23 protein-coding genes, 1 other RNA gene, 1 pseudogene and 1 riboswitch are annotated in these 22,881 nt (G+C 36.1%); of the genes and pseudogenes, 21 read left to right on the forward strand and 4 right to left on the reverse strand.

Translation table 11 applies throughout. The features are described 5' to 3' along the window. Positions 1 to 38 precede the first annotated feature (38 nt). The 7 genes and pseudogenes from dinG to JFU54_RS23925 all read left to right on the forward strand — a co-directional run. Positions 39 to 2,843, forward strand: coding sequence for an ATP-dependent DNA helicase DinG (gene dinG / locus JFU54_RS23895; RefSeq protein WP_201066610.1), 2,805 nt, complete (start codon positions 39 to 41; stop codon positions 2,841 to 2,843). 250 nt (positions 2,844 to 3,093) lie between these two features. Further along, complete coding sequence (locus JFU54_RS23900; protein ID WP_002086589.1) at positions 3,094 to 3,264, forward strand: YpmA family protein; 171 nt, start codon at positions 3,094 to 3,096, stop codon at positions 3,262 to 3,264. Between the two features lie 7 nt (positions 3,265 to 3,271). Then, positions 3,272 to 3,775 (forward strand): cell wall elongation regulator TseB-like domain-containing protein, encoded by a 504-nt coding sequence (locus JFU54_RS23905; RefSeq protein ID WP_002141044.1) that lies wholly within the window; start codon positions 3,272 to 3,274, stop codon positions 3,773 to 3,775. Positions 3,776 to 3,793: 18 nt separating this feature from the next. Beyond that, positions 3,794 to 4,981 carry an aspartate transaminase AspB gene (gene aspB / locus JFU54_RS23910; RefSeq protein WP_002011860.1) on the forward strand — a complete coding sequence of 396 codons (1,188 nt, stop codon included), beginning with the start codon at positions 3,794 to 3,796 and terminating at the stop codon, positions 4,979 to 4,981. 121 nt (positions 4,982 to 5,102) lie between these two features. Next, positions 5,103 to 5,810 (forward strand): DNA replication protein DnaD, encoded by a 708-nt coding sequence (dnaD, locus tag JFU54_RS23915; RefSeq protein ID WP_000728546.1) that lies wholly within the window; start codon positions 5,103 to 5,105, stop codon positions 5,808 to 5,810. A 15-nt stretch (positions 5,811 to 5,825) separates the two neighbouring features. Further along, positions 5,826 to 6,473 carry an endonuclease III gene (gene nth / locus JFU54_RS23920; RefSeq protein ID WP_000933020.1) on the forward strand — a complete coding sequence of 216 codons (648 nt, stop codon included), beginning with the start codon at positions 5,826 to 5,828 and terminating at the stop codon, positions 6,471 to 6,473. A gap of 3 nt (positions 6,474 to 6,476) precedes the next feature. Then, a pseudogene (locus JFU54_RS23925) lies at positions 6,477 to 6,977 on the forward strand (YpoC family protein); the annotation flags it as partial. Positions 6,978 to 7,019: 42 nt separating this feature from the next. On the opposite strand, the gene JFU54_RS23930 reads toward JFU54_RS23925, so the two are convergent. Then, positions 7,020 to 9,740, reverse strand: a complete 2,721-nt coding sequence (locus JFU54_RS23930) for a penicillin-binding protein 1A (protein ID WP_201066612.1) — start codon at positions 9,738 to 9,740, stop codon at positions 7,020 to 7,022. 66 nt (positions 9,741 to 9,806) lie between these two features. Then, positions 9,807 to 10,409: a Holliday junction resolvase RecU gene (gene recU / locus JFU54_RS23935; RefSeq protein WP_002030800.1), complete on the reverse strand. Its 603-nt coding sequence runs from the start codon at positions 10,407 to 10,409 to the stop codon at positions 9,807 to 9,809. A gap of 103 nt (positions 10,410 to 10,512) precedes the next feature. Between recU and JFU54_RS23940 the strand changes: the two genes are divergently transcribed. Further along, positions 10,513 to 11,538: a DUF2515 domain-containing protein gene (locus JFU54_RS23940; RefSeq protein ID WP_016101471.1), complete on the forward strand. Its 1,026-nt coding sequence runs from the start codon at positions 10,513 to 10,515 to the stop codon at positions 11,536 to 11,538. Between the two features lie 343 nt (positions 11,539 to 11,881). Here the strand turns inward: JFU54_RS23940 and JFU54_RS30265 are convergent, their stop codons facing one another. Next, positions 11,882 to 12,028: a phage portal protein gene (locus JFU54_RS30265; RefSeq protein ID WP_306302660.1), complete on the reverse strand. Its 147-nt coding sequence runs from the start codon at positions 12,026 to 12,028 to the stop codon at positions 11,882 to 11,884. 118 nt (positions 12,029 to 12,146) lie between these two features. Between JFU54_RS30265 and JFU54_RS23945 the strand changes: the two genes are divergently transcribed. Together JFU54_RS23945 and JFU54_RS23950 are read left to right on the forward strand one after the other, a co-directional pair. After that, positions 12,147 to 12,389, forward strand: coding sequence for a hypothetical protein (locus tag JFU54_RS23945; RefSeq protein ID WP_002030820.1), 243 nt, complete (start codon positions 12,147 to 12,149; stop codon positions 12,387 to 12,389). 15 nt (positions 12,390 to 12,404) lie between these two features. Continuing rightward, positions 12,405 to 12,749 (forward strand): YppE family protein, encoded by a 345-nt coding sequence (locus JFU54_RS23950; protein WP_002011864.1) that lies wholly within the window; start codon positions 12,405 to 12,407, stop codon positions 12,747 to 12,749. Positions 12,750 to 12,774: 25 nt separating this feature from the next. Here the strand turns inward: JFU54_RS23950 and JFU54_RS23955 are convergent, their stop codons facing one another. Then, the gene (locus tag JFU54_RS23955; RefSeq protein WP_002030817.1) at positions 12,775 to 12,966 is read right to left on the reverse strand and encodes a YppF family protein; all 192 of its coding nucleotides are present in this window, start codon (positions 12,964 to 12,966) and stop codon (positions 12,775 to 12,777) included. A gap of 177 nt (positions 12,967 to 13,143) precedes the next feature. Here JFU54_RS23955 and JFU54_RS23960 point away from each other — a divergent pair, with 177 nt between their 5' ends. The 11 genes from JFU54_RS23960 to JFU54_RS24010 all read left to right on the forward strand — a co-directional run bounded on the left by JFU54_RS23960 (position 13,144) and on the right by JFU54_RS24010 (position 22,605). Continuing rightward, positions 13,144 to 13,782 (forward strand): YppG family protein, encoded by a 639-nt coding sequence (locus tag JFU54_RS23960; protein ID WP_201066613.1) that lies wholly within the window; start codon positions 13,144 to 13,146, stop codon positions 13,780 to 13,782. A 156-nt stretch (positions 13,783 to 13,938) separates the two neighbouring features. Next, positions 13,939 to 14,370, forward strand: coding sequence for a CotD family spore coat protein (locus tag JFU54_RS23965; protein ID WP_151304715.1), 432 nt, complete (start codon positions 13,939 to 13,941; stop codon positions 14,368 to 14,370). Positions 14,371 to 14,426: 56 nt separating this feature from the next. Beyond that, on the forward strand, positions 14,427 to 14,981 hold the full coding sequence (locus JFU54_RS23970; RefSeq protein WP_063217946.1) for an SLOG family protein: 555 nt from the start codon (positions 14,427 to 14,429) through the stop codon (positions 14,979 to 14,981). 97 nt (positions 14,982 to 15,078) lie between these two features. Continuing rightward, positions 15,079 to 15,414, forward strand: coding sequence for a cell division regulator GpsB (gpsB, locus tag JFU54_RS23975; protein WP_000622426.1), 336 nt, complete (start codon positions 15,079 to 15,081; stop codon positions 15,412 to 15,414). Positions 15,415 to 15,501: 87 nt separating this feature from the next. Next, positions 15,502 to 15,893, forward strand: an RNA gene (gene rnpB / locus JFU54_RS23980) — RNase P RNA component class B. Positions 15,894 to 16,073: 180 nt separating this feature from the next. After that, the gene (locus tag JFU54_RS23985) at positions 16,074 to 17,213 is read left to right on the forward strand and encodes a THUMP domain-containing class I SAM-dependent RNA methyltransferase (protein WP_002011868.1); all 1,140 of its coding nucleotides are present in this window, start codon (positions 16,074 to 16,076) and stop codon (positions 17,211 to 17,213) included. Between the two features lie 61 nt (positions 17,214 to 17,274). Next, entirely contained in the window at positions 17,275 to 17,457 is a 183-nt protein-coding gene (locus JFU54_RS23990) for a DUF3921 domain-containing protein (protein ID WP_002126488.1), read from the forward strand. A gap of 138 nt (positions 17,458 to 17,595) precedes the next feature. Then, on the forward strand, positions 17,596 to 19,533 hold the full coding sequence (locus JFU54_RS23995; RefSeq protein WP_002011942.1) for an ATP-dependent DNA helicase: 1,938 nt from the start codon (positions 17,596 to 17,598) through the stop codon (positions 19,531 to 19,533). A gap of 118 nt (positions 19,534 to 19,651) precedes the next feature. Beyond that, positions 19,652 to 21,169, forward strand: a complete 1,518-nt coding sequence (gene ypwA, locus JFU54_RS24000) for a carboxypeptidase (protein WP_002030824.1) — start codon at positions 19,652 to 19,654, stop codon at positions 21,167 to 21,169. Between the two features lie 49 nt (positions 21,170 to 21,218). After that, a complete protein-coding gene (locus JFU54_RS24005) occupies positions 21,219 to 21,692 on the forward strand; it encodes a GNAT family N-acetyltransferase (protein WP_063217945.1) in 474 nt (157 codons plus the stop codon). Between the two features lie 154 nt (positions 21,693 to 21,846). Continuing rightward, the gene (locus tag JFU54_RS24010) at positions 21,847 to 22,605 is read left to right on the forward strand and encodes a type I methionyl aminopeptidase (RefSeq protein ID WP_063217944.1); all 759 of its coding nucleotides are present in this window, start codon (positions 21,847 to 21,849) and stop codon (positions 22,603 to 22,605) included. Positions 22,606 to 22,709: 104 nt separating this feature from the next. After that, positions 22,710 to 22,811, forward strand: a riboswitch (purine riboswitch). Positions 22,812 to 22,881 lie beyond the last annotated feature (70 nt).

Below are 22,881 nucleotides of genomic sequence, written 5' to 3' on the forward strand. Positions count from 1 at the left end.
TTTGTGTTTGATAGGTAAGAAATTGAGGTGTTACATATATGAGTAAGCGTTATGTCGTTGTTGATTTAGAGACGACAGGGAACTCCTGGAAGGATGGGAAGGATAAAATCACCCAAATTGCAGCTGTTGTAGTGGAAGATGGAGAGATATTAGAGATTTTTTCATCTTTTATTAATCCGAAGAGAGAGATTCCCCTATTTATTACAGAATTAACTGGGATTGATGAAGATCTTGTAAAACAAGCCCCGTTATTTCGAGATGTAGCCCCGATGATTGTTGAGCTATTACAAGGTGCGGCTTTTGTTGCACATAACGTTCACTTTGATTGGAATTTTTTAAATGAAGAATTAAGGCAAGCTGGATATACAGAAGTACATTGTCCTAAAATTGATACAGTTGAATTGGCGCAAATTCTTTTGCCGACAGCTGATAGTTATAAATTACGTGATTTAGCTAAGCAGCATGAACTAGAGCACGATCAACCACATCGTGCGGATAGTGATGCTCTTGCAACAGCGGAGTTGTTTTTACAATTTTTAAGTGAAATTGAAAAGTTACCACTTGTCACATTACAATCGCTTTATGAATTAAGTGATGTTTTCCAAAGTGATATAGCTGATGTACTTTCTGAAAATATTTTAAAGAAAATGATGCATGGTAAAGAAGAGGCAGAGGAGTGTGAGGTGTATCGAAATATTGCGCTTCGAAAGCGGAATTATTCTTTAAGCCTCAGTGAAACATACTCATCTAAATTTGATGCTTTCTTACATAAGACAATCGATAAACTTGAATTGAATATGCCAAAGTTTGAAAAAAGAGAAAGCCAACAAATTATGATGAAGGAAATATATACAGCGCTAAGAGATTCTAGGTTTTCACTGATTGAAGCAGGAACAGGTACGGGGAAGACGTTTGCATATTTACTTCCAAGTATTTATTTCGCAAAGAAAAAAGAAGAACCTGTCATTATAAGTACACAAACTGTACAATTGCAACAACAAATACTAGAAAAAGAAATTCCTTTATTAAAGAAAATAATGCCATTTTCATTTGAAGTAGCTCTTCTGAAAGGAAGAAAGCATTACCTTTGTCTACACAAATTTGAATATACTTTGCAAGAGGAAGAGAAAAATTATGATATGGCGCTCACAAAGGCAAAAATTTTAGTGTGGTTATTGCAAACGGAAACTGGCGATCGTGATGAATTGAATATTCCTGAGGGCGGCAAGTTACTTTGGAACCGTATTTGTAGTGATGTACATAGTCCAGGCGGGATGCAAAGCAACTGGTATAGTCGTTGTTTTTATCAAAGAGCAAAGAATAAAGCATTATTTGCAGATATCGTTATTACAAATCATGCGTTATTATTTCAAGATTTTTCAAGTGAAGAACCACTATTTGCTTCATGTGAACATATTATTTTTGATGAAGCTCATCATATCGAGGAAGCGGCGAGTAGAACATTAGGTGAACAATTCTCATGCATGTATTTTCAATTAGCTTTATCTCGTCTTGGTACGCTAGAAACAGATGATGTACTTTCTAAAGTATATAAAATGATGAAAAAATCAGAGCAAGCATCGCGTTCGACTTTCCGTATGGTGAGTCATAGTTTGAAGGAATTGAAATTTGATGCGGATGAACTATTTCAAATGTTACGGACTTTCGTATTTAAACAAACAAAGCAGGAACAAGGGATGAGCAATATGCCACTCATTTATCGATATAACACGGAAGTAGAGAAAGGTAAGTTATGGGATAGCATTACCGAGTTAACAAATCGATTTGTGTATGATGTAAGAAAGTTATTGACTACACTTGAGAAGCAAGCTGAAATATTGCAAAGTAAATTAGAATGGGAGATGCATGTCGTTACAGGTGAATTTATGCATTTAATTGAGTTGTTGAGAAAGATGGCACAATCTTTACAATTACTCATTTTAGAAAAAAATTCATACGTGACATGGATGGAGACTGAAACGAAGGGAACGATTCATTCAACAGTTCTATATGCGCAGCCTGTTCATATTGGTGAAAGATTTGCTGATGAATTTTTAACCCAGAAAAAGAGTGTTATTTTCACATCAGCAACGTTAACAGTTAATGATTCATTCGACTATATAAAAGAGGAGCTAGGTTTACATGATTTTGCTCCCAATACATTAAAGGTTCCATCACCATTCCGTTTTGAAGAGCAAATGAAATTAATGGTTTCAACGGATGTACCTTTTATTAAGAAAGCAAGTAATGAAGAATATATTGAGTCTATATCGGCACATATTGCGAAAATAGCGAAAGCTACAAAAGGTAGAATGCTCGTTTTATTCACTTCGTATGAAATGTTGAAAGAAGCGTATACGAATTTGAAAAATGATGAGACATTAGAAGGATATTTATTATTAACGCAAAGTGTGAATAATAAGAGCCGAAGTCGTCTAATCCGCAAATTCCAGGAGTTCGACAAATCGATTTTGTTAGGAACAAGTAGTTTTTGGGAAGGGATAGATATACCTGGAGATGCCCTAAGCTGTCTTGTCATTGTCCGTCTGCCTTTTACCCCTCCTCATCAGCCGATGATGGAAGCAAAAGGAGAGTGGTTAAAAAATCAAGGAGAAGACGTATTCGATAAGTTGGCGCTCCCGCAAGCAATCTTGCGTTTCAAACAAGGGTTTGGTCGTCTTATTAGAACAAATACAGATACGGGAACTGTATTTGTATTAGATCGTCGTTTGACAAGTTCTTCCTATGGAAAACGATTTTTACAATCAATCCCAACTGTACCGCTCTATGAAGGACCGTTAGAAGAATTGTTAGTACAGTTAGAAGAATCGTCAAATGAATAAAATTGGAAGAAAAATACGCCTGAAGTACATTTAAACTTCAGGCGTAAAAAATGTGGGTAGGAGGAATTTTATTTTTCTTACTTCTTGTATACAAAATATATTGCTTTTCGATTTGAAACCTTTTTTTGCTGTACATGTCCTGCTATAATAGATGGGTGATGAAGCAGGGGTTGTAAAGAATGTACTCTTATTGTAACCGCATTGCGTTCTTCTATAATTAGAAATTTTTGTGTAACGGAGGAGTTTTTTCATGGATAAGAAAATCGAAGTCCTATCAACGACGCGTATTAAATATTCGTCTGACTTGTATAAAATTGTTGATGGTTTGAATCGTACGTTAAAAGAGCAGGACCTCATGTTCGGATTAGCATTAGACGAAAAAGATAAAGAAACAGCTGTATTTACGATTTACAGAACGTAGTGATACAATGAAAAAGTGGATCTTTACAATCATTATCGTTATCGTTGCTAGCGGAATATATGGGGCATATGTTTATAATAAAGCGATGGAAAAGAAAATTCCAAAAGAGTCAAAGTCTGTAGAAATTGCGAAAGAAAAGGCAAAGATTACAAAGGTAAATACCGTTGATTATTATAACGGAAAATCTTCATATACAGTCGTACAAGGTACAGATGAAAAAGGAGAACAACTTATCGTTTGGGTGCCTGATAAAAAAGGAAATGTCCTTGTGAAGAAAAAGAGCGAAGGTATTTCTAAAAAAGAAGCTTTGCAAAAATTGGCTGAACAAGCTACAGGAGAAGGTGCTGAGCCGAAGCCGAAACCAAAAGAAATTATAAAAGTAAAATTAGGTGCTCAAAACGATATTCCATTGTGGGAAATTACATATATTGATCAGGAAGATCGTTATACGTATTACTATTTAGAGTTTCAAAATGGGGTTTATGCTGGACACTACAGCATTGAAAAATAGATGTAGGGGGAACTACAAATGAAATTAGCAAAGCGAGTAGCTGCTTTAACACCATCTGCAACTTTAGAAATTACAGCAAAGGCACAAGCATTAAAAGCAGAAGGTCATGATGTAATTGGATTAGGAGCAGGAGAACCTGACTTTAATACGCCAAAACATATTATGGATGCTGCGCATAAAGCGATGTTAGAAGGACATACGAAATATACACCAACAGGTGGATTACAAGCGTTAAAACAAGAAATTGTGAAGAAGTTTACTCGTGATCAAGGAATTGCGTATGATCCATCTGAAATTATTGTATGTAATGGTGCCAAGCATGCATTATATACATTATTCCAAGTGTTACTTGATGAAGGAGATGAAGTTATCATCCCAACTCCTTATTGGGTAAGTTATCCTGAGCAAGTAAAGCTTGCTGGTGGTAAGCCAGTTTATGTAGAAGGTCTAGAAGGCAATGAGTACAAAATTACAGCAAAGCAGCTGCGTGAGGCAATTACAGAGAAAACGAAAGCTGTTATTATTAATTCACCGAGCAATCCAACAGGGATGATTTACAGCAAAGAAGAATTACAACAGCTTGGAGAAGTATGTTTAGAGCATGATATCTTAATCGTTTCAGATGAGATTTATGAAAAATTAATTTATGGTGACGCGGAATATACTTCAATTGCCCAGCTTTCTAATGTATTAAAAGAACAAACACTTATTATTAATGGTGTATCTAAATCACATTCTATGACAGGTTGGCGTATTGGATATGCAGCAGGAAATAAGCAGCTTATTAAAGCGATGACGAACTTAGCGAGTCATAGTACGTCAAACCCTACTTCAATTGCTCAATACGGTGCAATTGCTGCGTATGCAGGCTCACAAGAACCTGTAGAAACAATGCGTCAAGCGTTTGAAGAAAGATTGAACATTATTTATGATAAATTAATTCAAATTCCTGGTTTCACTTGCATTAAGCCACAAGGTGCTTTTTACTTATTCCCAAATGTAAAAGAAGCCGTAGCGTTAGCTGGGTATGATACAGTTGATGAGTGGGCAAAAGCATTATTAGAAGAAGAAAAGGTGGCTCTTGTTCCAGGTACAGGATTTGGTGCACCAAATAACGTTCGATTATCGTATGCGACATCTCTTGAGCAAGTTGAGAAAGCATTAGAACGAATTCATACGTTCATGAAAAGTAAAGTACAGGCTTAATCGTCTGTTTCTTGTAGTAAATGGCAAAAAACCTCCCTATATATAGGGAGGTTTTTTTGAAGAATTGTGGCAAAAAGAAATGGCTAAAGGTGTGTTATACTAGAGAACGAGGTGTTTGGTGATGAAAAAGAAAATGATGTTACAATGGTTTGAACAGGGAAGCATAGCGATTCCTAAATTGCTTATGATGCATTATAAAAAGCTAGGTTTAAATGAGACGGAATTTATGGTAGTACTTCATGTACACACATTTTTAGAATCAGGTAATTCGTTCCCGACTCCTTCAGAGATTTCAGAACGGATGACGATAACAGAAATGAAATGCATGGAAGTGATTCAGACTTTAATCCAAAAAGGTTTTTTAGCACTAGAAGGTGGACGAAGATCTGAAGCGATGATGTGTGAAAGTTATTCTTTACAACCACTGTGGGAAAAAATATTGCACTTTTTAATGAATGAATCTATAGAGGAAGAGCAAAAAGAACAAAAACAAATTCAAGTAAATTTATATACAGTATTTGAAAAAGAATTCGGAAGACCACTTTCGCCATTTGAATGTGAAACATTAGGGATGTGGGAAGATCAAGATCAACACCATCCGAATTTAATTCAAGCGGCTCTTCGTGAAGCTGTTATGAGTGGTAAACTTAATTTCCGGTATATTGATCGTATTTTGTTTGAGTGGAAAAAGAACGGAATTAAAACGGTAGATCAAGCGCAAAATCAAGGCCAGAAATTTAGAGCGAATCAACAACGCACACAACAAACGACAAAACAAGAGACGAAATTTACTGGGAAAGTGCCTTTTTATAATTGGTTGGAGCAGTAGTGTAGGAGGAAAGATATGTTGAACAAAACGCAAATTCGTTATTGTTTAGATACAATGGCGGATATGTATCCAGAAGCGCATTGTGAATTAATTCATGATAATCCATTTGAACTTGTAATCGCAGTGGCATTATCTGCGCAATGTACAGATGCACTTGTGAATAAAGTGACGAAAAACTTATTTCAAAAATATAAAACACCAGAAGATTATTTAAGTGTGTCTTTAGAAGAATTACAACAAGATATACGTTCCATTGGATTGTTTAGAAATAAGGCGAAAAATATTCAAAAATTGTGCCGGATGTTACTAGATGATTATAACGGGAAAGTTCCAGAAGACCGTGATGAGCTGACGAAATTACCAGGAGTAGGGAGAAAGACAGCGAATGTAGTTGTTTCGGTAGCGTTTGGGATTCCAGCGATTGCTGTTGATACGCATGTAGAGAGAGTGAGTAAACGGTTAGCAATTTGTAGATGGAAAGATTCTGTGTTAGAAGTGGAAAAGACATTGATGAAGAAAATTCCAATGGATGAGTGGGGAGTTACACACCACCGTATGATTTTCTTCGGACGTTATTACTGTAAGGCGCAGCGACCACAATGTGAAGAGTGTCGATTACTAGAAATATGTCGCGAAGGAAAGAAACGAATGAAGGGGAAATAAAGGATGGAGCGAGTTATAGAAATACCGAAAGAGTTTCGGTGCATACCATTTTTTAAAGAGAGTGCAAATTCGATTACGTATCACACAGACCAATCTTTTGAAGAGATAATACAAAATACTTACTTTATATTTGATATTGAAAGAAAATATGAGCCATGGAATGAAATTGAAACAAGTATTCCAGCGGTGTTAAATATATGGAAAAGCAAGCATGAAGAAATTGCTATACTATTTCGGAACAGAAAAAAACAAGAAGCTGAGGGTCCGATGATTCTTTTTGCAGCGCACTTTCTATCGGTTATATATTGGTTAAATCAGCAGCCTGTTCATAGTTTGAATGAGATGCAAGTAAATACGAATAAATTGGAAGTACAACCTGTTAATTTTATGGAGCGATATTCATTTATTATAAAGAAACCGAGTAATTACCATTCGTATATTCAATTAGTACAGTTGTATATCGAAATAGAAAAGCTATATGTAAAGAAAATGATAACAAAAAGAAGTCGGTTTCTCATTAAGAGAAACCGACTTCTTTTTTGTTTATTAAGACTCTGTTGTAACAACATTTCCGTCCGCGTGAGGTGTATCTTCCCCGGTATTTTGTTGCTGTTGCTGTTGTTGCTCTTCAGCTTTTTTTCTAGCTTCTTCGTCAGCTTTTCTTTTAGCTTCTTCGTCGGCTTTTCTCTTAGCTTCTTCGTCAGCTTTCTTCTTAGCCTCGTCGTCAGCGGCTTTCTTTTGAGCTTCTTCTTGCTGTTTACGTTGTTGTTCTTGTTGCTGCTGTTGTTCTTGTTGTTTACGTTGTTGTTCTTGTTGTTGCTGTTGCTGCTGTTCTTGCTGTTTACGCTGATCTTCATCAGCTTTTTTCTTAGCTTCTTCTTGTTTTAGTTTATCTTCATTGGTCTTTTTCAGGGCTTCTTCGTCAGCTTTTTTCTTAGCTTCTTCGTCAGCTTTTTTCGCATCTGGAGTTCCGCCAGGGGCAGTGAAGGATGCACCAACTGCAGGGCTTGTTCCAGTACCCTTTTTCGCTACTACAGAGAAACTGTAAGTAACACCTGGTTTAATACCACCAAGAGTAGCTGTCGTACCGCTTACTGATAAGCTACCACTAGAACCGTCAGTAGCTTTATAGCTTGCTGCGTATGCATCAACATTTGATGATGGTCCAGACCAGTTCAGTGTCACTGTGCTAGCGCCATCGAAAGCGACATTAAGGCCACTAGGTGGATCTACTTTAATTTCTTTAACTGCATCTTTTTTCGCACCTTTAATGTACAGTTCTCCATTTAATTCTTGTACAGAAGAAGGGCGCTCGAAACGAGATTTATCCGTAGCAAATTTGCTCATCATTGCTTGGAACATTTGCTGAGCAATTCTAGTAGAACGATCGCTAATGTAATTTTCTGGGCTATCTTTTTCATAACCAGTCCATACAGCCATTGTATATTGTGGTGTATATCCTGCGAACCAACTATCTCTGTTGGCATCTGCTGGAATACCGTATTTTTTAATAACAGATTTATCAAAGTTTTGTGTTCCTGTTTTACCAGCAACGTCGAATCCAGAAACATATGCTGTTGGACCTGTACCGCCAGAACCAGGTTTTACTACGTCACGAAGAACGTCTGTAACCATGTAAGCTGTATAGTCGTGCATTGCACGCTGTTCTTTCGGTTTAAAGCTTTTCTTTTTTCCATCTGGGAAAATAACTTCTTTAACGAAATGAGGTTTATTGTATACACCGTCATTTCCAAATGTTGCATAAGCTCCAGCGACATCTAACGGAGAGCCTTCATTACTACCGATTGCAGTAGATTCATATGCTTTCCCATCTTTAAACGTCATTCCTAAACCTTCAGCAAACTCTTGTGCCTTAGGAATACCGACTGCTTGAGCTGTTTTTAAAGCCGGGATGTTTAATGACTTCTTCAATGCTTCACGAAGTGAAACGTCACCTTTAAAATTACCTGTAGCATTTTTAATCTTTGTGCCATCAGAGTAAGTATATTCAGAGTCATTTAATTGATGATAAGTAGACCATTGAAGATTCTCAATTGCTGGACCATAGTCGAAAATTGGTTTCATTGTTGAACCAACTTGGCGTTTTAAATCAACTGCCATATTATGACCTTTGAAAGTAGACTTACTTTCTTTACGACCAGCGCCGATTGCTCGAACTTCTCCAGACTGTGTATCCATAAATACAAATGATCCTTGGAACTGATCGTTTGGATATTTAATGAGATTGCCATCCATAATTTTCTCAGCGTAATCTTGAGCATCTTGATCAAGTGTTGTATGAATCGTTAAACCATCTGAACCGATATTTACATCAGGGTATTCTTTTTCAACTTCCTTTACAGCAGCATCTATAAATGCTTGATACTTCATTTCAGTCACTTCTGAAGATGGAAGAAGTCCTTGTGTTACAGAGATTTGCATTGCGTCATTCATTTCTTGTTTCGTTATATACCCGTGTCGGTTCATTAATGTTAATACGATATTACGACGTTTCGTTGCTCTATCAACGTTATCTGGTTTTGTTGGATCATAAATGTTAGGACCTTGGGGTAAACCAGCGAGCATTGCAGCTTCGTGTAGTTGTATGTCTTTTAAATCTTTGCCGTAATATTTTTTGGCTGCTGTTGAAATACCGTAAGAGCGATTACCGAGGTTAATCTTATTTAAGTACATTTCTAAAATTTCATGTTTTGAGTACTGTTGCTCTAACTTATAAGATAAGTACCATTCCTGCACTTTTCTTTTTGCAGTTTTGTCCATCGTTAGAAAATAGTTTTTAACTACTTGCTGTGTAATCGTACTACCACCTTGTGATCCAAAACCACCAGTGACATTTTCCATGACTGCCATTCCAGTACGTCTAAAATCAATTCCATTATGATCGTAGAAACGAGCATCCTCAGTCGCAAGGAATGCACTTTCAATTACTTTTGGAATTTGATCGTATGTAACATGGGTTCGTTTTTCAGCACCGTATTCATAGAAGAAATTCCCGTTTTTATCAAGGAATTTTGTTGATAAAGGATTGACTAGCTTTGATTTGTCTAGTTTTGGAGCGTCCTTTACCATAACAAAGAAGGCCGAAACGCCAGCTACGAGACCGACGATACCAAGAAGTAGACAACCTATAAGAAATCTCTTGAAAAAGGAACCTTTTTTCTTTGGTTTTTCTTCTTTATTATTTGTTTCTTTCGTTTGATTTTTTACATGATTTCGTTCTGTACGAGAACGATAATTATCTGACATTATACTTTCTCCTACCTTTCATTCTCTCCCCCAAAAGTCGAAAAAAGAGCCTTAGTGATGACTCTATCACGAAAAATAAACCGTGTCTAGTACGCGGATATAATCAATTCGAGGGTGATAACCGCATGATAATAAAGACCCATGCTCTTCTATTTCTTGTTTTGTAATCGATTTACGTCCACCAGTATTTTGACGATTCCAAAATGCAATAATATGTTTTGCATCTAATAAATAAAATTCATCAAAAAGTGTAAATTTAATAATAACAAATGCAATTCCATTATGAGCGACTACTTGCTTCATATGTTCAATTTGATGAAGGTGGAAGTTTTGAAGTGGAAAACTGGTTTTATTTTTAGTTTCTTTCGCTTCAAAATCGATGTATTTCCCTTTGTATACACCGTTGTAATCTGTTGTAGAAGGTTGTTTGAAATACGCTTCTTTTACCACTGCAGCACTTCGAGCGGGGTAATCTACTTTTACAATTTGAAGAGGTGTAGGTTTTTTATGTACGCATGCAATATTATGGGTTAAGTAATATTGATTGGTGTCATTCAATTCCTCTTCAAGGGACATACCTCTATTACTGTAAGTATGTTTTTTTATTGGTGTTTTATGAGGTTGTGAAGCTTGATCGTACCTTTTTCCATTTGGGTAACGAATGGTCATATTTTGTCCACTCCCAACTTGATAAGATTTACTTACAAAGGTGATTATATCAAAAAATGAAAAAAGATGTGACCTTTTTCAAGAAAGGTATGGTGACTTACTCATGTTTCGATGGAATGATTACGAAAAAATTAAACAGACCCGTAATGATATTTTTTGTACAGAAGAGGAAAAAGCTATAGTTCTTAATATTAAGGAGAGCACGGATGTAGCTAACGTAGATAATATTTCACGTACACAATCTTACCAAGAATATTATTTGAGAAATAGAGAAATTAGATGGTCTTTTTTAGCAAGCATGGTTTCAAGGAATGGGGGATGGAACATGACAGATTTAGAAGGAGAATATTATTCTAATCTTTTATCTCAAACAGTTAAGAGACGATTATTTCATTTGTATGAGAAAGCCAATTGGCTCATTTTTTTAGATGCATTTCCTCAACTATTACTGTATGAGGAAAGTAAAAAGAGATGTGCGCCGCTCTTTCATTTGTTACAATTTTTCAACATATCAATTTTTATGGAAAAAGAATGGGGCGCGTTTTGGGAGAAAAAAGATATAAATAGGCTTATGACGGCACTTATTATTAATGAACAAAATAAAATTCAAAAACCAGTAATTGAGAATGCATACTTTCAAAAACATGTATTTGATACTGCACTATTCAAATTTCAAGAAATATTTCACGTTAGTGCAGTTATTTTTCCAATGGTGGAAGGGGGAATGTATGGATTTTCAGTTTATCAATTTGAAACGTTGCAAAAACGTATAGAACTGGGGAAACAATTAGCTTGGTTATTATTTCATTCAAAGTATAAGGCTTCTTTTTATAAATTTGCAGTGCAAACTAGGCATACAGGATCAAGGATGGATTATGAATGTAATATAAGGGGAATTAGAAAATCATGTACGCCGGCTCTTCGGGATGCGTATTCTATTGTCACTCATGAAAAGTTAATTGAAAAAGATTGGTTTAGTGAAGGGTTGGAAATAGATTCATTATTTTTACTTGAAAAACCTAAGGGGGAAATTAATATAACAGAATGGTATAGAAAGAAGAGGGAGCAAATACATACTCTTTCTATATTAAGTAGTTTTGTTAAAAGAATGGATGAGTTCATGATATAATAAAGAAGTCCCGCCTTCTTAAATGAGGGCGGGACTTCTTTATTAAAAGTAATATGCTCTACAACAAGTTACTTTCTAATCGGCTATTTGCCGGCAGTACGACTTTAACTTCAACACTTATCGAAAGCGAAGAGGTAAGGTAGACTAGAAAATAGTTGTTTGTAAAAGCCACTTTGGTTAAAGTGTCATTTTATCCCGCTATTTGCGGACAGTAAAACTCCCACCTCAAAATTTGGCTGGAGCAAAGAAGGTAGGTGGAAGCCCTGCTGTCCGTAAACACCCGATTGGTGCGGGCTAATAATCAGTGGGGGATGAACAAAACCCCACTGATTAAAGTTTCACTTTATGTAGCGGGGAAATTTGGACCATCAAGCTTTGGATTACCAGTCTCAGGTTTGTTTTGTTGTTTGTTTTGCTTTTTCTTTTTTTCGTTTTTATTTTTTGCCATCGTAATACACCTCCTTTTTGTATTGTTACCATTTCTAATAATGGCATACTAAATGATTTCTTTGACGAATATCAACTAGTTTTGTCATGTGAGAAGGAGTAATTAATCAATCGGCGAAATTACATGACAAAGGAAAGGCAAAGAAGGGGGCGTTTTAAATATGGCGATGGTTCAGAAGGAAGATGTTATGAAAAAAATGGATCAAATGTTAAGTTCTCTCGATTTGCTGGAAATGAAGATTGGGATTAGAATGAATCATGCATTGAAGGATAAAGGTGAAAAAATACGCAATAAGATAGAAATAACAGAAATGCATATAGAACATATGGAAAATAAATTAGTGCATCACGAAGAAAAAGGGAGCTGGGTAAAGACATTTCAAAACGTCGTAGTGAGTGCATAATAAGGTGGGAACAAAATGGGACATGAAGCATTAATCCAGTCTTCGGAGAAGTTAATGCAGTATAATGATGAAGCGAATGTGAAAAAAAGAGAGATGGCTGAATACGATTTTTATAAGGATATGAAGCCATTTGTTGATATTGTAGATGCGGAGTTAGAGATGTGGAAAGAATTAGCTTATAGGTGGATAAAGGAAGAACGACCTAAGTATATACATGTACAACAAATTGATCAAGTGTATGATAATTTACAAACTAATGTGCTACAATGTTTTGTTAATAAGGGAAAAGGCAAACGTTTCTTTGAAACTCATCAAGCTATTTCGTATACTTTGCAAAATATCGTAGATCAATGTAAATAACAAGAGGGAAAACCCTCTTGTTTTTTTATGCCTCTGTCACTGTTGTAGGTTTTGTTGCACCGTTTATTTCTAACTCTCGTATTAATGTTCGGTAATCTGATATGCATACTTTTCCTTCAAGATAACAATGTCTTGCAAAGTCTAACAGTTCATTCGAATTTTCTGTGTAATACCCCTTTTTTTGAGAAAACGCTTGTTTTAAATCCCCTAATACCATGTTGATTCCTCCCCCATGAGAATCTTCTTCCTTATTATCATAGCATGGAAGGGTTTACTTTCTAATTTTTTTAAAAATTTAAACTTCCGACAAAAACAGACAGGTACTCCGTCACACATTTTATTTTATAGGTACATATTCTATATGTAGAAACTTATGCCAAGGAGGAGAGAATGCATGTTTCAACAACCTAATGTATATCAGCAAGCAAATCCATATGCACAGCAAAATATGTACCAATATAATGAGGATACATATTTACGATATAATATGTATCCTTTCGAGCCTCATTATGGAAACCAAAATTATTATCAACCATTTGAAGTGTCGTTTGGGAATCAACCGCAGCAAGCGCATATGAATCAGCCGCAACAAGCATATACGAATCAACCACAGCAAGCGCATATGAATCAACCGCAGCAAGCGCATATGAATCAGTCGCAACAAGCGTATATGAATCAACCGCAACAACCGCACATGGATCAGTCGCAACAAGCGCATATGAATCAGCCGCAGCAAATGTATACGAATCAACCACAGCAAGCGTATATGAATTCACAAAACTACATGTCGCCAGCTCAATATGTAAATCAACAAGCTATGTTTTATCCACCAAAACAACCATATCCAACGATGAATAAACAAAAGCAACAGCAACAGCAACCAAGTCAGTTTTCTAGTTTTGTTTCACAATTTAAATCATCAGATGGTAACTACGATGTAAATAAAATGATGAACACGGCTGGACAAATGATGAACGCGATGAATCAAGTAACAGGGATTGTTAAGCAAGTCGGGGGCTTTTTTGGTAAATAATAGTAGGGGGTTGTCTATAATAGGTATTACGTATGAAATTGGATACTAGACAAATTTCCATGAAATAAATGGGTATATATAACAAGCGGCTTTACCCCCTCGCTCATATTGTAAAGTGTAGTCAGATTTTTTTAATGAGAGAGGAGAGAAAAAACTATGCATCATTGTCATCCTTGCTTTGGAGGGCATAAGCCTGTAGGACCTATTTGTACGACAGCTCCTGTCATTCACCCAACGAAACAATGCGTAACACATTCTTTTTCAACAACGGTGGTGCCACACATTTTCCCAACGCATACAACACATGTACACACTCAACAAATTAAAAATCAAAGCTTCTTCCCGCAAACAAACTCGAACGTAAACGTTGTAGATCCTGGTGATCCAGGATTCGGCGGAGGATGTGGACCATGTGGTCATGGCCATCATCACCATGGGCATCAAATATCACCATTTGGACCAGGACCGAACGTGTCACCATTTGGACCAGGACCGAATGTATCACCATTTGGACCAAATATGGGACCGAATATATCACCATTTGGACCAAATATGGGACCAAACGTTGGTGGAATGTTTAAAAAGTAAATGATATGTTAGAACTAGCAAAATGCTAGTTCTTTTTTTGTAATTGGAGTGTTGATATGAAAGTCATTGCTGTAACAGGATATAAGCCATTTGAACTTGGAATATTTAAAAATGATCATCCAGGAGTAGAATGTATAAAAAAGGCGTTGCATCGTAAATTAACTGCTTTTGTAGAAGAAGGTTTGGAGTGGGTTATTATAAGCGGCCAGTTAGGAGTCGAGTTATGGGCTGCTGAAGTTGTTTTTGAGATTCAAGTAGAATATCCAGATTTAAAATTAGCGGTATTTACTCCTTTTTTAGAACAAGAAGAAAATTGGAAGGAAGATAACCGTGAATATTACGAGTTTATTCTTTCGCAAGCAGATCACATTGATAGTATTACGAAACGGAAGTACGAAAGCCCAGAGCAATTTAAATTAAAGAATCAATTTTTTATTGAAAAAAGCGATGCACTTTTAGCTGTATATGACGAAGAAAAGTCTGGGAGCCCTAAATATATTGTAGAAGCAGCTAAGAAAAAAGGAGAAATAGAAAATTATCACAGTTATTTCATTCTTTTTTCTGATTTACAAGATATAATGGAAGAGGAACAGTGGAATAATGCAGAGTAATATGTAATATAGTACTCGTATATTTGATTGACAAAAGGCGTTGTTTCTGAAAAAATTTAGTTAATGAAAGCTTTGGCAAAAATTTGAGGTGAAGAAAATGATTTCGGATAAAATTAAATTAACAGCGAAAGATATTTTAGAAAAAGAATTTAAAACAGGTATGAGAGGTTATCAACAAGAAGAAGTAGATAAGTTTCTTGATATGATTATTAAAGATTATGAAGCTTTTCATAAGGAATTTGATCAATTAAAACAACAAAATGCTCGTTTGAAACGTGAATTAGAAGAACAAAAAGTAGCGGCAACACAAGTTCCGCAACAACCGGTACAAACACCAGTTGCACAACCAGTGTATAACAATACGAATACGGATATTTTAAAACGTCTATCTAATTTAGAAAAAGCTGTATTTGGAAGTAAGTTATACGAATAAATTAAGGTAACAAAAAGGTTAAAGCATTTTACATAGAAAAAAACATTGCAAAATCTTTTTGTTTCCACTATACTAATGTTTGTCATAACGTTTGGGTAATCGCTGCAACGCCAACGTTGTAGAGGAAAGTCCATGCTCGCACGGCCTGAGATGGCTGTAGTGTTCGTGCCTAGCCAAGTCATAAGCTAGGGTATTCTGGCTGCAAGGCTGGTTTAACGGCAGGGAAAAAACCTAAGTCCTTTCGGATATGGTTTGACTACCTTTAAAGTGCCACAGTGACGAAGTCCTTGAAGAAATGATAGGAGTGGAACGAGGTAAACCCCACGAGCGAGAAACCCAAATAATGGTAGGGGAATCTTTTCCAAGGAAATGAACGACGGAAAAGGACAGGTTTTCGTAACCTGTAGATAGATGATTACCACCGGAGTACGAGGCGTGGGCCGTTTGCAGTACAAAGGAACAGAACATGGCTTACAGAACGTTATGAACCAACTATGAAATAACTCAGCTCTCCTTTGTTAGAGGAGGGCTTTTTATTTGTATGAAGTTATAAGTTGTGAGTTAAAATGGTAAGTGAGAATATTCTTCGTAATATGTGATAATTAATAGGACAACATGTTATTAATTATTGTTTGATTATACATAAGAGGTGAATGCAAATGGGAAAAGTTACTTTAATTGCAACAGCGGCAATGGGTATTGAAGCGTTAGTTGCCCGAGAAGTTCGCGATCTTGGTTATGAATGTGAAGTGGAAAACGGAAAGGTAACGTTTGAAGCGGATGAAAAAGCGATTTGTCGTACGAATTTATGGTTACGTACTGCAGACCGTGTGAAAATTAAAGTCGGCGAATTTAAAGCAACAACATTCGATGAGTTATTTGAAAAAACAAAAGCGTTAAACTGGGGAGATTATATTCCAGAGAATGGAGAATTTCCTGTTATTGGGAAATCTTTGAAATCAACATTATTTAGCGTTTCAGACTGCCAACGTATCGTTAAAAAGGCTGTTGTTGAGAAATTAAAAACAACGTATAGACGCACAACTTGGTTTGAAGAAGATGGACCGTTATTCCGTATTGAAATTGCAATGCTCAAGGATATTGCGACGTTAACAATCGATGCGAGTGGTGTAGGTCTTCATAAACGTGGATACCGTCTTGAGCAAGGTGAAGCGCCTTTAAAAGAAACATTAGCTGCGTCTTTAATTAAGTTAACAAACTGGAAGGCGGATCGTCCTTTCGTTGATCCTTTCTGTGGATCTGGTACAATTCCAATTGAAGCTGCATTAATTGGACAAAATATCGCACCAGGATTTAACCGAGGCTTTGCATCGGATGAATGGGGCTGGGTTGGTAAACAAAATTGGCGCGAAGCTCGTCAAGAAGCTGAAGATTTAGCTAATTATAATCAACCATTGCAAATCATTGGATCAGATATCGATCACCGTATGATAAGAGTTGCCCAAGATAACGCAGAAGAAGTTGGATTAGGGGATCTTATATCATTTAAACAAATGCAAGTAAAAGATTTCACGACAAAAGAGGAATATGGCTATGTTGTAACGAATCCTCCATACGGAGAACGTTTAAGTGAAAGAGCGCTTGTTGAAAAATTATATAAAGAAATGGGAGAGGTATTCCGCCCATTAGATACGTGGTCAATGTATTTATTAACAAGTTATGAAGCATTTGAGAAATGTTATGGGAAAGATGCATCGAAAAAGCGTAAACTGTTTAACGGATTTATCCGTACAGATTACTATCAATACTTCGGAAAGCGTCCACCGCGTAATTCATAGTATAAAACTCCTCCAGCACGCATATACTGGCTATTATGTAATGCGTAAAGGAGGAAGTGATATGGATAGTTTCCAATTATCGATGATTCAAAAAGCTATTCACCGTACGTATGATGAGCTCGGAAAAGAAGTGGATAGTCAAGGTGCAATTGTAGATGGAATACAAAAAGCGCAGGAAGAATATTTGTCAGCTCTTTCACATGAAACAGCGATTGATAAACGTTATTTAAGGTCATTAATATAGAAAAAAATTTTCCTTTTTCGAAAGGAAAATTTTTTTTCGTGTATTTCTATGTATTGTAACAGGGGAAAGTGGCTGCGCACATGTGAGTAGCAGTTGCTATATCTTTTTATAGAAAAACTGTTTGGTTGGAGGCTAAGGATGTTTACTGAGAATAGGTTACCATTTGAAGTAGGAAAACAAGATAATTTTTATGATAAGTTGAATGAGTGGATTGGAGATGTGTTTTACGACATTCTTCCGGAAAAGGGCTTTGAAGAGCGTGATGAACAGATTTTTATGGCGTTTCAGTTAGAGCGCGCTTTCCAAGAGAAGAAAGTTATGTTTGCAGAAGCGGGTGTAGGAACAGGGAAAACAATTGTATATCTTCTATATGCAATTTGTTATGCACGTTATACAGGGAAGCCGGCTATTATCGCTTGTGCAGATGAAACGTTAATTGAGCAGCTTGTGAAAGAAGAAGGAGACATTGCTAAGTTATCTGAAGCATTAGGGCTATCTGTTGATGTTAGACTTGCGAAGTCAATGGATAATTATTTATGTTTACGTAAACTTGAAGATGTTATGAGTGGACGAGCTCCAGAAGTAATTGAAGATGTATATTACGAATTACCTCAGTTCGTATTCGATCATGGTACGATGCAGAACTTTACTCACTATGGTGATCGAAAAGAATTTCCGCTGTTAAATGACGAGGAATGGTCAAAGGTAAACTGGGATTACTTCCAAGATTGCTTCACTTGTGATTCTCGTCATCGTTGTGGTCAAACTCTTTCGCGCGAGCATTATCGTAAAGCGGCAGATTTAATCATTTGTTCTCAAGATTTCTATATGGATCATATTTGGACGTACGAAGCTCGCAAACGTGAAGGACAAATTCCGTTATTACCAGAAAGTAGCTGCGTTGTATTCGATGAAGGGCATCTTGTAGAATATGCAGCTCAAAAAGCTTTAACGTACCGTTTAAAACAAACGATGATGGAGCAACTTTTAACGAGATTATTACAAAATGATATTCGTGAAGAGTTCGCACATTTAGTAGAAGAAACAATTTGGCAAACTGAACAATTCTTTGGGGTACTACAAGAGAATAAAAAGGAAATTGAAGGTTCTGATCGTTTAGAAATTACTGTGACAGAAAAGGTAACTGCAGAAGCGAAAAGACTTTATGCGAAAATCGGTGAAGTCGGTGATGCATTAGTATTTGAAAGTGAAATGCATACAGTAAACACATACGATTTAAATATTGTTGATGAGCATTTAGATGTGTTAGAGCATTCACTTCGTCTTTTCATGCACGAGAAAAATGTAATTACGTGGGGTGAAGAAGGCGATGGTGCTTTCACGTTAGTTATTATGCCGCGTGCAGTTGAAGAAGTGTTACAAGAAAAAGTATTCTCGAAGAAGATTCCATATATTTTCTCTTCTGCGACATTATCTGACAATGATTCGTTCGCATTTACTGCAAATAGTCTAGGGGTAAAAGATTACTTATCATTCTCAGTTGCTTCGCCGTTTGATTATGAAGAGCAAATGACAGTAAACTTACTTCCGTATACGAAAGAAAATGAATGGGAAAGAAAGTGTCAATATACACTTGAAAATATACAAAAAACAAATGGACGTACACTCGTATTATTCCGTACAACGCAAGAACTTGCAGCGTTTAAAGAATATGTAAGTAAAGAGCAAATGTCAGTTCCGTTCCTATATGAAGGAGATCAAGAAATTAGTCAGCTCGTTTCTCGTTTCCAAAATGAAGAAGAGACTGTACTTTGTGCCGTTCATTTATGGGAAGGTTTAGACATTCCAGGTTCATCATTATCACATGTTATTATTTGGTCATTACCATTCCCTCCAAATGATCCTGTGTTTGAGGCGAAGCGTAAACATGTGAATGATCCATTCTGGGACGTAGATGTGCCTTATATGATTTTACGTCTTCGCCAAGGAATTGGACGTTTAATTCGTACAAGTGAAGATAAAGGTGCTATATCATTATTCTTATCAGATAATGAAGATGAAAAAGTGATAGAAGCAGTGAAGAAAGTACTTCCGGTAGAAGGAAAAGTACTTTAAGCGAAAAAATGTTGTAGGGAAAAGTTTGGCATTTGCCAAGCTTTTTTTCTATTAGAAAAGGAATTTATGTTTCAGTGTCGAAATAAGTTTGAGGTAGAAAAAGGAGGTTTTTTATACTATGACAGTTGCTACATATGAAGTGGAAAAACAATTTTTAACATATGTCAAGAAGATAGAGAATTACGGAGAGGCATTAAGCTTAATGTTTTGGGATTTAAGAACAGGTGCACCAAAGCAAGGAGTAGACCAGCGTTCAGAAGTAATTGGAATGCTTTCATCCGAAGTGTTTGCGATGTCGACTTCAGATGAGATGGGGAACTATTTAACTGAACTAGAATCTTTAATTGTTGAAAATAAACTTTCTGAAACGACAAAGAAAATGGTTGAAGAGTGTCGTAAAGAATATGATAGAAATAAGAAAATTCCACAAGCGGAATATGAAGCGTATGTGAAATTAGAAGCGAAAGCGGAAAGTGTATGGGAAGAAGCTCGCGAAAAATCTGACTTCGAAATGTTCCGTCCGTATTTAGAAAAAATTGTTGAATTCAAAAAGAAGTTTATTACATATTGGGGTTACGAAACGTACAAATATAACACGCTATTAGACATGTATGAGCCGGGAATCACAGTAGAAGTGTTAGATCATGTATTTGGTCAACTACGGGAACGTATCGTTCCGCTTGTGAAAGAAATTTCTGAGTCTAAAAAAGAATTAAAAACAAATGCTTTAGCTGAACATTTTTCAAAAGAAAAACAAAAGAATTTTACTTTAGAGTTATTAAAACAATTGAACTATAACTTTGAAGCGGGTCGTCTTGATGAAACGGTACATCCTTTTGAAATTACATTAAATAGAGGGGATGTTCGTATTACGACTCGTTACGATGAAAAAGATTTCCGTATGGCAGTGTTTGGAACAATTCATGAATGTGGCCATGCTGTATATGAACAAAATATTGCGGAGGAATTTGAAGGTACACCGCTATGTAGTGGAACTTCTATGGGTATTCATGAGTCACAATCATTATTCTTTGAGAACTTTATCGGTCGTAATAAATCATTCTGGAAGAAAAATTATGATTTATTAAAAGAGTATAGCGATGGTCAATTCAATGATATATCAGTAGATGAGTTTTATGATGCGATTAACGAATCGAAGCCATCGTTTATTCGTATAGAAGCAGATGAGCTTACATATCCGCTTCACGTCATGGTTCGTTATGAACTTGAGAAAGAATTATTTGATGGTACATTACAAGTGAAGGATTTGCCAGCGGCTTGGAATGATAAGATGGAAGCATATTTAGGAATTCGTCCGGAAAACGATGCACAAGGTGTATTGCAAGATGTTCACTGGGCTGGTGGCTCATTTGGATACTTCCCATCTTATGCGCTTGGTTATATGTATGCAGCGCAATTTAAACATAGGATGCTAAAGGATATTCCAAACTTTGATGCATTATTAGAAGAAGGAAACGTGACACCAATTCGTGAATGGTTAACAGAAAATATTCACCAATATGGCAAAACGAAAAAACCACTTGAAATTTTAAAAGATGTGACAGGTGAAGGTTTAAATGCAAACTACTTAGCTGATTATTTAGAAGCTAAATATAAAGAGATTTATGAGTTATAAAACAGGAGCTGCTTAATTGCAGCTTTTTTTTTATGAGGGAGTGAGAGAAATGGGTTATATGTTTACAGTAATGTCGCAAGCGGAAGCAGAAGAAATTGCATATAACTGGCATTATGAAGGGGAGTATTCCTTTTATGATATAGAGGCAGATGAAGAAGATTTAGCTGAGTTTTTAGAGGATGAGAGTAGAGGGAATCATACATTTTCTGTGAAGGAAAATGGTACACTCATTGGTTTCTTTAGTTTTAGTAACATAAATAATCAAACGGTTGATATAGGTCTCGGAATGAGACCTGATATAACTGGGAATGGATTTGGTCTACAGTTCGTAAAAGCTGGACTAGCTTTTAGTAAAGAAAAATACGGATGCAATTATATAACGCTATCAGTAGCGACATTTAATGAAAGAGCGATTAACGTGTATAAAAGAGCAGGATTCGAAGCTGTTGGAACGTTTATACAGAAAACAAATGGTAGTTGTTTTGAGTTTTTGAAAATGAATTATATATGTAAAAATGTTTAAAAAACAGAGGAGAGCTTCTGTTTTTTTATTTTGATGTAGAAATAAATGATGTTTGTTTTTGTACTTGTTGTAATTAGAAGTTTTGAAATTTTGGAAGAGGATGTGTATGATTGAAGTTTAGTAGCAAATAGCAAGTTTAGTAAGGAGAGGTAGTATGATTACAATTAAAACGAAAAATGAAATAGATTTGATGCATGAATCTGGGAAGTTACTAGCTTCTTGTCATAGGGAAATTGCCAAAATGATGAAACCAGGAATAACGACACAAGAAATTGATACGTTTGTTGAAGCGTATTTAGAAAAGCATGGTGCAATATCTGAACAGAAAGGTTACAACGGGTATCCATATGCGATATGTGCATCTGTAAACGATGAAATGTGTCACGGTTTCCCTAGTGATGTACCTTTACAGGAAGGAGATATTGTGACAATTGACATGGTAGTAAACTTAAATGGTGCGCTCTCGGATTCTGCATGGACGTATATAGTTGGAGATATTTCTGATGAAGCAAAAAGGTTATTGTTAGTAGCTGAGAATGCTTTGTATAAAGGGATTGATCAGGCGGTAATCGGTAATCATGTAGGAGACATTGGCTATGCAATTGAAAGTTATGTAGCAAATGAAGGTTTTTCTGTCGCAAGAGACTTTACGGGACACGGGATCGGTAAAGAGATTCATGAAGAACCAGCGATTTTTCATTTTGGTAAACAAGGACAAGGGCCTAAGTTACAAGAAGGAATGGTAATTACAATTGAGCCCATAGTAAATGTAGGTATGCGATATTCTAAAGTAGATTTAAATGGGTGGACTGCAAGAACGATGGACGGTAAATTATCAGCTCAATATGAGCATACAATTGCGATTACAAAAGATGGTCCAATCATTTTAACGACGCTTAAATATGAAATGTAAGAGTTTGCAAAACTCGAACGAAAATAGTATTTTCATAAAATTCGTACGTGTTTTTTTAATAAATGCTTTCCAAAATTTAAAAAGTGCGTTATAATCCTTCTATAAAATAAATAGTTAGCTACACTCATATAATCGCGGGGATATGGCCTGCAAGTTTCTACCGAAGTACCGTAAATACTTTGACTATGAGTGAGGACGAATATATTTGCTTGTTTAGCATTCTTTTTTGCGAAACTCCAAAAGCGCGTCTCTCACTTGTAACGAGTGGTGGCGGCT

The sequence above is a fragment of the Bacillus sp. TH19 genome (assembly GCF_016651075.1).
In the GTDB taxonomy this organism is placed as follows: domain Bacteria; phylum Bacillota; class Bacilli; order Bacillales; family Bacillaceae_G; genus Bacillus_A; species Bacillus_A mycoides.

Excerpts from the sequence above, each read along its gene's own strand:
- JFU54_RS23945 (WP_002030820.1), top strand. The coding sequence starts at position 12,147 with ATGGCGATGGTTCAGAAGGAAGATGTTATGAAAAAAATGGATCAAATG.
- JFU54_RS23950 (WP_002011864.1), top strand. The coding sequence starts at position 12,405 with ATGGGACATGAAGCATTAATCCAGTCTTCGGAGAAGTTAATGCAGTAT.
- dinG (WP_201066610.1), top strand. The coding sequence starts at position 39 with ATGAGTAAGCGTTATGTCGTTGTTGATTTAGAGACGACAGGGAACTCC.
- recU (WP_002030800.1), bottom strand. The coding sequence starts at position 10,409 with ATGACCATTCGTTACCCAAATGGAAAAAGGTACGATCAAGCTTCACAA.
- JFU54_RS23930 (WP_201066612.1), bottom strand. The coding sequence starts at position 9,740 with ATGTCAGATAATTATCGTTCTCGTACAGAACGAAATCATGTAAAAAAT.
- JFU54_RS23960 (WP_201066613.1), top strand. The coding sequence starts at position 13,144 with ATGTTTCAACAACCTAATGTATATCAGCAAGCAAATCCATATGCACAG.
- JFU54_RS24010 (WP_063217944.1), top strand. The coding sequence starts at position 21,847 with ATGATTACAATTAAAACGAAAAATGAAATAGATTTGATGCATGAATCT.
- JFU54_RS23900 (WP_002086589.1), top strand. The coding sequence starts at position 3,094 with ATGGATAAGAAAATCGAAGTCCTATCAACGACGCGTATTAAATATTCG.
- JFU54_RS23985 (WP_002011868.1), top strand. The coding sequence starts at position 16,074 with ATGGGAAAAGTTACTTTAATTGCAACAGCGGCAATGGGTATTGAAGCG.
- ypwA (WP_002030824.1), top strand. The coding sequence starts at position 19,652 with ATGACAGTTGCTACATATGAAGTGGAAAAACAATTTTTAACATATGTC.
- dnaD (WP_000728546.1), top strand. The coding sequence starts at position 5,103 with ATGAAAAAGAAAATGATGTTACAATGGTTTGAACAGGGAAGCATAGCG.
- JFU54_RS23970 (WP_063217946.1), top strand. The coding sequence starts at position 14,427 with ATGAAAGTCATTGCTGTAACAGGATATAAGCCATTTGAACTTGGAATA.
- JFU54_RS23905 (WP_002141044.1), top strand. The coding sequence starts at position 3,272 with ATGAAAAAGTGGATCTTTACAATCATTATCGTTATCGTTGCTAGCGGA.
- JFU54_RS23940 (WP_016101471.1), top strand. The coding sequence starts at position 10,513 with ATGTTTCGATGGAATGATTACGAAAAAATTAAACAGACCCGTAATGAT.
- JFU54_RS24005 (WP_063217945.1), top strand. The coding sequence starts at position 21,219 with ATGGGTTATATGTTTACAGTAATGTCGCAAGCGGAAGCAGAAGAAATT.
- JFU54_RS23965 (WP_151304715.1), top strand. The coding sequence starts at position 13,939 with ATGCATCATTGTCATCCTTGCTTTGGAGGGCATAAGCCTGTAGGACCT.
- JFU54_RS23990 (WP_002126488.1), top strand. The coding sequence starts at position 17,275 with ATGGATAGTTTCCAATTATCGATGATTCAAAAAGCTATTCACCGTACG.
- gpsB (WP_000622426.1), top strand. The coding sequence starts at position 15,079 with ATGATTTCGGATAAAATTAAATTAACAGCGAAAGATATTTTAGAAAAA.
- nth (WP_000933020.1), top strand. The coding sequence starts at position 5,826 with ATGTTGAACAAAACGCAAATTCGTTATTGTTTAGATACAATGGCGGAT.
- JFU54_RS23995 (WP_002011942.1), top strand. The coding sequence starts at position 17,596 with ATGTTTACTGAGAATAGGTTACCATTTGAAGTAGGAAAACAAGATAAT.
- aspB (WP_002011860.1), top strand. The coding sequence starts at position 3,794 with ATGAAATTAGCAAAGCGAGTAGCTGCTTTAACACCATCTGCAACTTTA.
- JFU54_RS23955 (WP_002030817.1), bottom strand. The coding sequence starts at position 12,966 with ATGGTATTAGGGGATTTAAAACAAGCGTTTTCTCAAAAAAAGGGGTAT.